This window comes from Variovorax sp. 20P10.2.4 (assembly GCF_058244205.1).
Genome location: NZ_JBZAYE010001093.1, coordinates 1 through 1,435 on the forward strand (window position 1 = coordinate 1; position 1,435 = coordinate 1,435).

Below are 1,435 nucleotides of genomic sequence, written 5' to 3' on the forward strand. Positions count from 1 at the left end.
CAGGGCCTCGACCTCGACGCGCCCGCCAACGCCCACCTGCTCGCGCCCTGCGAGACCCTCGCGCCCGAAGCGGGCGACATCCCGGCCTGCGCCGATTTCCTGGCCGGCTTCGATGCGCTGCTCGACAGCCTCGCACCGGCCTTCACCCTGACCACCGGCACCACCCGCATGCCGGATTCCGCACGATGAGCGCCTGGCAACTGCCCTTCACCCGTCCCGCCTCGCTCGCCGGACGCCATTTCTCCACCGTCATCGTCGGCGCCGGCATCAACGGCGTGGGCGTGTTCCGCGACCTCTCGCTGCAGCGCGTGGACTGCCTGATCATCGACAAGGGCGACTTCGGCGCCGGCGCCAGCAGCGCGCCCTCGCGCATGATCCACGGCGGCCTGCGCTACCTCGAGAACGGCAGCTTCTCGCTGGTGGCCGAGGCCACGCGCGAGCGCAACCTGCTGCTGCGCAACGCGCCGCACCTGGTGAAGCCGCTGAAGACGGTGGTGCCGCTCGCGAGCCTGTTCGGCGGCATGCTCGGCAGCGCGCTGCGCTTCCTCGGCCGGCCGGCCTCGCCGCGCACGCGCGGCCTGCTCGCGGTGGCGCTGGGGCTGCGTCTCTACGACCTGCTGGGCCGGCGCCAGCGCGTGATGCCGGGCCATCGCATCGACCGCGTGCCGCCGCGCGACCGCCAGCTGTTCCGCGCGGCGATCCGCTGGACCGCCACCTTCTTCGACGCCTGGATCAGCCATCCCGAATGGCTGATCCTCGAGCTGATCGCCGACGCCTGCCGCGACCAGCCGCGCTCCACCGCCGTCAACCACTGCCGCGTGATGGGCTGCGCCGGCAACATCCTCACCCTGCGCGACGAGATCACGGGCGAGCTGGTGCGCGTGACGGCCGACACGGTGGTCAATGCCAGCGGCGCCTGGCTCGACCGCAGCACCGCGGTGCTCGGCGGCAGCGGCCCGCGCGTGATGGGCACCAAGGGCTCGCACCTGGTGCTCGACCATCCCGCGCTGCGCGACGCGCTCGACGGCCGCATGGCCTACTTCGAGGCGATGGACGGGCGCGTGTGCATCGTCTATCCCTTCCTCGACCGCGTGCTGGTCGGCTCGACCGACATCCCGGTGGAAGACCCCGACCAGATCGCCACCGAGCCCGAGGAGGTCGACTACCTGCTCGAGGTGCTGCGCGAGGTGTTCCCGAACCTCGCCTTCGACCCGGCCGACGTGGTCTACACCTATGTCGGCGTGCGGCCGCTGGCGCGCTCCGATGCCGACAAGCCGGGCCAGATCTCGCGCGACCACTCGGTGGCCATCGACCCGCCGAATGCCACGCGCGACATCCCGATCGTCTGCCTGGTGGGCGGCAAGTGGACCACCTTCCGCGCGCTGGCCGAGGAGGCCACCGACGCGGTGCTGCGCCACCTCGGCCGCGCGCGCAC

General features: G+C 72.3%; 1 protein-coding gene and 1 pseudogene. Both read left to right on the forward strand.

The features are described 5' to 3' along the window. Positions 1-189, forward strand: a pseudogene (locus AC27VN_RS41360) (FGGY family carbohydrate kinase); the annotation flags it as partial. Next, positions 186-1,435 (forward strand): glycerol-3-phosphate dehydrogenase/oxidase (locus AC27VN_RS41365; protein WP_490880497.1); only part of this gene is annotated, 1,250 nt, incomplete at its 3' end. The pseudogene AC27VN_RS41360 and the gene AC27VN_RS41365, both read left to right, overlap by 4 nt.